The sequence below is a fragment of the Aeromonas sp. HMWF015 genome (assembly GCF_963878965.1).
Taxonomy (GTDB): Bacteria; Pseudomonadota; Gammaproteobacteria; order Enterobacterales; family Aeromonadaceae; genus Aeromonas; species Aeromonas veronii.
Genome location: NZ_CAWNZT010000309.1, coordinates 1 through 8,138, shown reverse-complemented (window position 1 = coordinate 8,138; position 8,138 = coordinate 1). Strand labels below are relative to the sequence as shown.

General features: G+C 60.5%; 7 protein-coding genes. 4 read left to right on the top strand and 3 right to left on the bottom strand.

All coding sequences use genetic code 11. The features are described 5' to 3' along the window. The coding region (locus tag AACS18_RS23535) for an alanine:cation symporter family protein (protein WP_258228732.1) at positions 1 to 694 on the top strand (694 nt) is incomplete at its 5' end. Between the two features lie 62 nt (positions 695 to 756). Here the strand turns inward: AACS18_RS23535 and AACS18_RS15730 are convergent. Genes AACS18_RS15730 through AACS18_RS15720 form a run of 3 tightly spaced genes read right to left on the bottom strand, consistent with a single transcriptional unit; the run spans position 757 to position 4,683 of the window. Further along, positions 757 to 2,772, bottom strand: coding sequence for a transglutaminase TgpA family protein (locus AACS18_RS15730; RefSeq protein WP_108612663.1), 2,016 nt, complete (start codon positions 2,770 to 2,772; stop codon positions 757 to 759). Continuing rightward, positions 2,759 to 3,754, bottom strand: coding sequence for a DUF58 domain-containing protein (locus tag AACS18_RS15725; protein ID WP_108612662.1), 996 nt, complete (start codon positions 3,752 to 3,754; stop codon positions 2,759 to 2,761). Before AACS18_RS15725 ends, AACS18_RS15730 begins: the two co-directional genes overlap by 14 nt. Then, on the bottom strand, positions 3,754 to 4,683 hold the full coding sequence (locus AACS18_RS15720) for an AAA family ATPase (protein ID WP_374956613.1): 930 nt from the start codon (positions 4,681 to 4,683) through the stop codon (positions 3,754 to 3,756). The genes AACS18_RS15725 and AACS18_RS15720 overlap by 1 nt, the downstream gene beginning before the upstream one ends. A 356-nt stretch (positions 4,684 to 5,039) precedes the next feature. Here AACS18_RS15720 and AACS18_RS15715 point away from each other — a divergent pair, with 356 nt between their 5' ends. The 3 genes from AACS18_RS15715 to AACS18_RS15705 all read left to right on the top strand — a co-directional run bounded on the left by AACS18_RS15715 (position 5,040) and on the right by AACS18_RS15705 (position 7,982). Further along, entirely contained in the window at positions 5,040 to 6,212 is a 1,173-nt protein-coding gene (locus tag AACS18_RS15715) for an MFS transporter (RefSeq protein WP_108612661.1), read from the top strand. A gap of 18 nt (positions 6,213 to 6,230) precedes the next feature. Continuing rightward, positions 6,231 to 7,193, top strand: a complete 963-nt coding sequence (gene yidZ / locus AACS18_RS15710) for an HTH-type transcriptional regulator YidZ (RefSeq protein ID WP_108612660.1) — start codon at positions 6,231 to 6,233, stop codon at positions 7,191 to 7,193. A gap of 462 nt (positions 7,194 to 7,655) precedes the next feature. Next, positions 7,656 to 7,982 carry a Bor/Iss family lipoprotein gene (locus AACS18_RS15705; RefSeq protein ID WP_108612659.1) on the top strand — a complete coding sequence of 109 codons (327 nt, stop codon included), beginning with the start codon at positions 7,656 to 7,658 and terminating at the stop codon, positions 7,980 to 7,982. The last annotated feature ends 156 nt before the right edge of the window (positions 7,983 to 8,138 follow it).

Below are 8,138 nucleotides of genomic sequence, written 5' to 3'. Positions count from 1 at the left end.
GGCAGGCTCGGGTGCGCTGGGTTATGCCATCTCCCAGGCGATGATCAACGGCATCAAGCGCGGTCTCTTCTCCAACGAAGCGGGCATGGGCTCTGCGCCCAACGCTGCAGCGACCGCCACTCCCTATCCGCCGCACCCGGCCTCTCAGGGTTATGTGCAGATGCTGGGGGTCTTTATGGACACCATCGTCATCTGCAGCTGTACCGCCGCCATCATCCTGATGTCAGGTCAGTTCGAGCCGGGTTCCGGCGTGACCGGTGTCGAGCTGACCCAGCGGGCGCTCTCCTCCCAGATTGGCAGCGGTGGCAACATCTTCATTGCTGCAGCCATCTTCTTCTTCGCCTTCACCTCTATCGTGGCGAACTACTCCTATGCCGAGACCAATCTGGTGTTCCTCGAGCACAACCACAAGGGTGGCCTGATGCTGTTCCGGGTGTTCGTGCTGGGGATGGTGATGTTCGGCGCCGTGGGTGAGTTGCCGATTGTGTGGGCGATGGCGGATGTCTCCATGGGGCTGATGGCCATCGTCAACCTGGTGGCGATCCTGCTGCTCTCCAGCGTCGCCATCAAGTTGGCCAAGGATTACAACGACCAGCTCCGGCTGGGCAAGGTGCCGACCTTCGATGCCAACAAGTACCCCGAGATCCGCTCCCAGCTGGAAGAGGGGATCTGGGACAATCCGACCAAAAAATAACAAGCGGTGAGTCAAACCTCTTGATTAAAACCTGAAGGGGGAGCCGGTGGCTCCCCCTTCTTTTATGGCGCACTCGTTGGCTGTTGATCCCAGCGCCGAACGAGCTGTCTGACACGCCTTAGTAACTGGCGCCAGCAGCGCCCTTGTTGCCGTTCGCTGAGGGGGGCATAACGCCAGCGGCGATAGAGCCAGGCGGCCTGCAACAAGGGGTGGGCAAGGTCGGGACGCAACCGTGCCAGCCGCTCGCACCATGCCCCCATGCTCTCGGCGGGCTCTGGTGGGTAGCCGCTGCGTTTACCCCGTTTGAGCAGGGGCTGCCAGATACGCCGCTCTGGCGGCAGGCGGGCGGGCAACAGCAGGGGCAGGCTCACCAGCAGGGCGACCAGCATCAGGCTGGCGAGGATCAACCAGGGAGTGTGCCCCGCCAGTGCGGGCCAGCGCAGGCCGATTTGTTGCCAGAGTTGGCCCGCATCGTAACCAATTACCCAGCGACTCCACTGGTAGTCGATATTGTTGCCCCACCAGCGCAGCTGATTGAGCAGAGCCCAGTTGCGATAACGCTGCAAAGCGAGGGGGTCAGCGGCGGTAAACTCGTTGTTCAGCGCCTCCCTCACGCCGCCCTCAATGCGCTCCGGTGCCACTGCAGCCGTGGGGTCGATTCGCCGCCATGTTCCTCCTTCATCGAGATATTCCACCCAGGCGTGAGCATCGAACTGGTGTACCGCCAGATAGTTGCCTCTGGGATTCCACTCGCCGCCGAGATAACCGGTGACCAGCCGTGCCGGAATACCGGCGGCGCGCAGCACGAAGGCGGTCGCCATGGCGTAGTGGCCGCAAAAGCCCTGCTTGGTATCGAACAGGAACTCATCCACCCCGTCGCTGCCAAGTCGTGACGGGGTCAGAGTGTAGTAATAGGATTGGCTGCGAAACTGTTCGAGCAGGGCGGCGACCAGCGTGCTGCGATCCGGATAGCGTGCCGCAAGCTCTTGGCCATAGGCTCGCGCTCTCGGGTTGCCCCCTCCAGGCAGTTGCAGGTTGCGCTGGGCGGCTTGGCTGTCGTTCTCTGGCTGCGCTTCGCCGCGGCCAATGCGATAGCGAATCGCCACCTCGCCGCTCCCCTGTCGATAGAGGGTGTCGAGAGGGGTTAGCAGCACCGGGCCCGCCAGCAGGCGCGGTTCACTGAGGGCAAAGGCCCAGCGGTGGCGCTGGGGCTCGGCAATCACCTCGTAGCTTCCTGCGGGTAACGAACTATCTGCAAGTTGATTGTTGGCCTGTGAAGAGGACACCAGAAGGGTGAGTCCGGTTTGCACCGGCACCGTCCGCTGCCACGCCTTGACCTCGGGGCTCAGCAGCCAGCGCTGGCCATCGAAAACCTCCTGCCGCATCACCGGAAAGTAGCGCTCGCGGGCCGGGGGCGGGCCATCGGCAAAGGTGACCCGAAACGCCAGTTCGGAGGAGTTGACCAGTTCGCTGATATCGCCGGGGGCCAGCTCTTCCGAGAGCCCCGACAGGGCGCGGCTGGTGGTGGGCATCTGCCAGAGGGGCGGGAGCCTTGGCAGCAGCAAAAATAAAGTGATGAGCAGGGGAAGCGCCAGCAGCAGGGCGACGCCCGCGCTGCGCCAAGGCCGTTTCTGCTCGGGGGCGATGGCAGCCACCAGCGTGGTCACTGCCAGCCAGAGCGCCACCGCCATCCCGGCCGTCCAGCCTATGCTTTGTCGCTGCACCAGCGCCAGCGCGATCAGAAAGAAGGCGAGCAGCAGCACCTGCTCGATATCCCGCTCGCGCCGCACCTCGATCATCTTCAGGCTATAGCCGAGCCAGAGCAGATTGAGCAGGGCAGGCAGGGTGCCCAATGTGCGCCACTGCAACCCCAGCAACAGCACGGTAGTGATGGCCAGCAGCGCCAACCAGCGGGCCGGAAGAGGCGGCCAGCCGCGCCACAGCATCATGGCCCGGACGGCGAGGGTGATGGCGCCTACCGACACCACCCAGAGCTGCAACTGGGGCCAGAGCGCCGCGACCAGCAGCAACTGTTGCAGGGCGATGAGTGGCAGCAGGCGGCGGTTATCGAGCTGCATCCGGTGTGCTCTTCGGTGGTGTTGCATCGAATCGGGCCAGTGCCAGCAGGCAGCGCTGCACAAAGGCGGCGCCGCTATCGGGCCCCAGCGTCTGGTTTGCCAGCGTCAGGGTGAATGGGATGCCCCGCTTGCCGTAATCGGCGCACCACCAGGCCAGCACTGCCAGCCGCTGCTCCAGATCCCCACCCGTGACCCGCTGCAAGGTGAGGTGAGTGTCATCCTGCAGCGGTTCATGGAACTGCTTGGTCAGCAGGCCGCGCCCCTGGGCGAGTTGCTTCCAGGCGACGCGGCTCAGTGGCTCGCCGGCTTGATGTGCCCGCAGGGTATCAAAGTCACCGAGAGGAGCAGGAGCGGGCTGGCCCTGATGACCCTCGCTTTCGGTCGCATGTTCCCCTCTTAGCGCCCCGAACGCCGGTTTGGGGGCGAGCCAGCCCTCCAGCTGCAGATCCAGCAGGGACCAGCAGCGAAACAGGCCGAGGGGGTAACGGCTCTCGACCCGCAATCGGCCAAGGGGCAGTGGCCCACGGCGCGAGCCCGATACCGCCAGGATCAAGGTGCGGGGCACAGCGTTGGCCTGTGCCAGCCAGAGGGTCCCTTCGTTGAGGCTAAAACGGAGCGCCAGCACCGGGCGCGGGCTCTGCACCAAGATACGGATAGGAAGCTGGCTACCCGCTTCCCCCAGTACCAGCGGGCCCCCCAGCAGCTCCAGCCCCAGCAGGTTGCGATGGGTGAGCCACATGGCGGCCATAAACAGACTGCCGAGGCAGTAGGCCACCAGCAACACCAGATTGTTCTGGTAGTTGGTGCCGAGCAGATAGATGGCGAGCAGCACCAGCAGATAGAGCAGCCCCATGCGGGTGGGGAGGATAAAGAGGCTGTGGGTCCCCAGCGTGATTTGGCGGGCCGGGGGAATGCGGCGATCGAGCCAGCGTCGTTGCCAGTTTTCTCTCCTTTGCCGCCAGCGGGTGAACAAGGTGTTCATCAGGGATTGTCCGGATCAACCCTGGCCAGCAGCCGCTGGCTCAGGGGGCAGGCTTCGCCGTGCTGCACGCCGAAGCTGCCCCGCAGCCGATGCTCAGCCACATAGGGGAAGACCGCCTGCACATCCTCCACCGTGACGAAGCGCCGCCCCGCCACCAGCGCCCAAGCACGGCTCACCGCCAGCAAGGTCTGGGCTGCCCGGGGGGAGAGGGGCTGTGGCAGATCCCCATCAAAGCGGCTCTGGTGCACCAGCGCCAGCAGGTAGTCGAGGGTGGCATCGGAAACATGGATAGCATCACCTTCCGCTTGCAGGGCAGCCAGCTCAGCGGCATTCAGCATGGCGGGCAACGGGTCAGTCGGCTGGTGGCCCCGCAGTAGCTGGCGCTCCGCCTCTCGTGGCGGAAAGCCCAGCGAGAGTCGCACGGCGAAGCGGTCGAGCTGGGATTCCGGCAGCGGATAGGTGCCCGCCTGATCCGCCGGATTCTGGGTGGCGATGACGAAAAATGGATCGGGGAGTGGGTGCGTGTGGCCCTCGATACTCACCTTGCCTTCGGCCATCGCCTCCAGCAGGGCGCTCTGCACCTTGGGGCTGGCACGGTTGATCTCGTCCGCCAGCAGTACCTGGGTGAAGATGGGGCCGGGGTGAAAGCGAAATGTTTGCTGCTGGGGGTCAAAGATCTGCAACCCCAGCAGGTCTGCGGGGAGCAGATCGGCGGTGAACTGCATCCGCCGGCATGCCAGCCCCAGTACCTGTGCCAGCGCGTGGGCCAGGGTGGTTTTGCCCATACCGGGCAGATCCTCGATCAGCAGATGACCGCGCGCCAGCAGGGTCACCAGCGCGATTTTCAGTTGCAGCGGCTTGCCCAGAATGACTTGCTCCAGTGCTGCCAGCAGCCCGGCAATCTGCTCTTCTCTCTTCATCCCCTTCATACACATTCCCTGTATTGCGTCGCACCTACAGCTTATACGCCCGCAAGGGTGAAGGCGGATAACTGACGGGCGGTAAAAGTGCTGCGCAGGGATGGCTATGAGCGGGAGGTGACCCGGTTTATTACTGTCTCTGGTCGATTCAATATGGCCGTCCAGGCACGCAACTTAATATGATATTTCCTGATTGGAATGTACCGTTCGCCATCTCTTCACTAGGTGAGGGCGGTGGGCGCCCATATAGTTGCCCCATTGCGACGCGCTGCGTTGCTAGCTTTGTCACCACCTTGGCCCCGCCACTGTTCGCCTGTCGCTGTGATTTGGCAGGCATCGGCACGCCAATCTGTTATGGAGCATCCATGCCTGTTTTCCTGTTGTGCACTTTTCTGATGATCATTCTCTATCCGGTCGGGATCGATCTCTATCTGGTCGCTGTGCCCCAGATTGCCGATACCCTGCAGGCTAGCGAGGCGCAGATCCACACCGCCTTCTCTATCTATCTGTTCGGTATGGCGGCCACCGTGCTGCTGGGGGGGATGATTGCCGATCGCTACGGGCGGCGCTGGGTGGTGCTCGGGGGCGCGCTGATTTTTGTCCTTGCCTCGCTGGTGGCGGGTCATGCCGAAGGGATCAGCCAGTTCTATTTCGGCCGTTTCTGGCAGGGAGTCGGGGCGGGGGCGCTCTATATCATGACCTTTACCGTGCTACGGGATGTGTTGAGCCAGGAGCGGCTGGCGATGGCGCTCTCGATGATCAACGGGGTGATCTGCGTGATCCCGGTGCTGGCGCCGGTGCTCGGTTATCTCATCCTGTCCCATTTTGACTGGCGCGGGATCTTCGTGGCGATGGCGCTGGTGGCGGCTGTCAGCGGTCTGGTGAACTTGTTGCTGCTCAAGGAGACCCGCCCGGCGTGGCAACCGGACAGTGGTGCTGCGCTGCCCTTTGCCTTGCTGCGCTCCCCGCGCTTTATGCTGCTCTCTCTGCTGACCAGTGCCAGTGTGACTGCCATTCTGGTCTATGTCAGCGTCTCGCCGCTGATCCTGATGAAGGAGTTTGGCTTCACGACCGAGCAGTACTCCATCGTGATGATGGTGATGGCCGGCGTGAGTATGTCCACCTCCTTCCTGACGCCCCTGCTGTTGCGCTGGCTGGGCAAACAGAAAGTGCTGGCGGTGTCTCATCTCTCCTATTTGCTGGCGGCCTGCTCACTTATCGGCAGCTGGCAGGCGGGGGGCGATATCCATCTGTTGCTGCCGGGGTTTGCGCTGGTTTGTGTCGGGTTCTCCTGCGGCTTCGGGGTGGCGATGGGGGAGGCGCTCGATGGTTGCCAGCATAACGTGGCCTTTGCCAGCGCCGTGCTCTGCATCATGCAGATCAGCCTCTCTGGCCTTTATATCTGGCTGCTAGGCCAACTTGGCTTTGCTCCAACCGAGATGCTGACTTATGCCCTGTTGCTGACACTGCTCAGTTATCTGGCGGTCAAAGGGCTGGTACCATGGCTCGCGGTTCGTGAAGCGCGCTCGCAAGGCTGATGGAAGATGAGAGGGGATATGCGCAACCTGGGTGAACTCGATTTGAACCTGCTGGTGGTCTTCAAGTACCTGATGCAGGAGCGCAGTGTGGCAGGGGCGGCCAAAAAGCTCTGTGTCACCCCGTCGGCGGTGAGCAAGTCTCTGGCCAAGTTGCGGGAGTGGTTTGACGATCCCCTGTTTGTGCGGGTGCGGCAGGGGTTGCAGCCGACCAACCTCTCCCTGACCCTGGATGAGGAGCTGAAGGTCTGGTTCCAGCTCACCGACAGCATCACCTCGCTCAATAGCGAGGCGATCCCCGACGGTGCCCGCTTCACGTTGGTGATGGAGTCCCCCTTCTACATCAGCTTCCTGAGCGATCTGCCCATGACCATCTATGAGAAGTACCCGAAATCGGTGGTCAGGATGCTGGGGTGGGATCACCACTCCCTCAACGACATCGTCAATGGCGATGCGGATCTCGGCTTCTGCGCCCGCGAGACCCATGGCCGCTCCCGGGCCAAGGTCAACCGCTTGCCTTATTACATCGATCACGAGGTGCTGTTTACCGATCGTCCGGTGGTTTTTCTGCGCAAGGATCACCCCCTGCTCGAGCAGAAGTGGTCGCTGGAGAACTTTCTGGCCTGCCCCCAGATCAGCATGGTGTGGGAAGCGAACGATACCTGGGCCCTCGACAGTCTGCTGGAGGATGAGGGGCTGAAGCGGGAGGTGCCCATCATGGTCGCCAGTTTCGAGCAGGCGCTGCATATTGCCTCCCAGTCGAGCCACGAGCTGATTGCGGTGGCCCCCTCCTACTGTGGTGGTTATGCCAGTCGGCATCACGGCAATCTGATCGCCATGCCGCTGCCGCTGCCGGAGAAGCTCTACGCCCAACTGGAGATCGCCTTCATCCTGTTGTGGCACAAACGGCACAATCAGGATGCCAAGGTAATGTGGCTGCGTAACGAGATCCGGCGACTCTATAACGACGAATTGCCACGTTAATGTGGCCGTGACGATGCCCATTGATTAGCCGGAGCCAGCTGTTTCGGCTTGTTATTGATTATTTAACCGGCGGTGATGATGGCGATGGATTATTCAGTCGCCTATTTTCTCGCCAAACAATGTCGCAACATACTTTCTGAAATGGAATGTTCTGACTTCTGCTTTTGCTGTAGACGCCAGCATGGCAGCGTTAGATACTGCGATTCATAACAAGAAAGGCTAACTTGCATTCAATCCCTATTGAGGGATGCAAGAGGTCGTACATTAAAATTGGCTTGAACAAACATCATTGCTCTGCGTTAACACGGGAAGTGTGGCAGATGATGCTGGTCAAAAAAATCCTCATCACATATATCATTTCTAATTTTTACGGTCGTGACACTGCCATCCAAATATTGGCGGTGCCATATCTGGCAGTCAAAATTTGATGATGTTATTGGCAGCACCAGCAAGGTAGTTTAAATGGTTAATTACAAAACGATCATTATCGTCTGCTTGACGGTTGTTAACTGTGGTTGTGCCAAACAGGTTGTCGATGTCAATGCCGCACAGGCATTTACACTCGGTAACGAAAATAATGTTAGTTCGACTGAGGTCACCAGCCACTTCTTCTTTTCAGATATTGATATTGGCCTGAACGAGCCTATAGACGCTGCGGCTATTTGTCACGGTGCCGAAAATGTTGTCAGGATCGAGACAGAACAATCCTGGCTTAATTCATTGGCCAGCGGGATTACCTACGGGGTTTATACCCCTCGAGAAGCCAGAGTTTATTGTTCCAAAAAATAATAGCGAGAAATTTTCTGATGATGGATAGTCATAAATGGGTATTGTTGGGGGCTTGCATGGCCACCCTGTCTGGTTGTTGTGGCTCAGATGATAACAAATCAACCACAGCGACCAGCGTTGCTCCTGTTCCCCATGTTGCAACAACACTTAAAGCAG

Excerpts from the sequence above, each read along its gene's own strand:
- AACS18_RS15715 (WP_108612661.1), top strand. The coding sequence starts at position 5,040 with ATGCCTGTTTTCCTGTTGTGCACTTTTCTGATGATCATTCTCTATCCG.
- AACS18_RS15720 (WP_374956613.1), bottom strand. The coding sequence starts at position 4,683 with ATGAAGGGGATGAAGAGAGAAGAGCAGATTGCCGGGCTGCTGGCAGCA.
- AACS18_RS15730 (WP_108612663.1), bottom strand. The coding sequence starts at position 2,772 with ATGCAGCTCGATAACCGCCGCCTGCTGCCACTCATCGCCCTGCAACAG.
- yidZ (WP_108612660.1), top strand. The coding sequence starts at position 6,231 with ATGCGCAACCTGGGTGAACTCGATTTGAACCTGCTGGTGGTCTTCAAG.
- AACS18_RS15725 (WP_108612662.1), bottom strand. The coding sequence starts at position 3,754 with ATGAACACCTTGTTCACCCGCTGGCGGCAAAGGAGAGAAAACTGGCAA.
- AACS18_RS15705 (WP_108612659.1), top strand. The coding sequence starts at position 7,656 with ATGGTTAATTACAAAACGATCATTATCGTCTGCTTGACGGTTGTTAAC.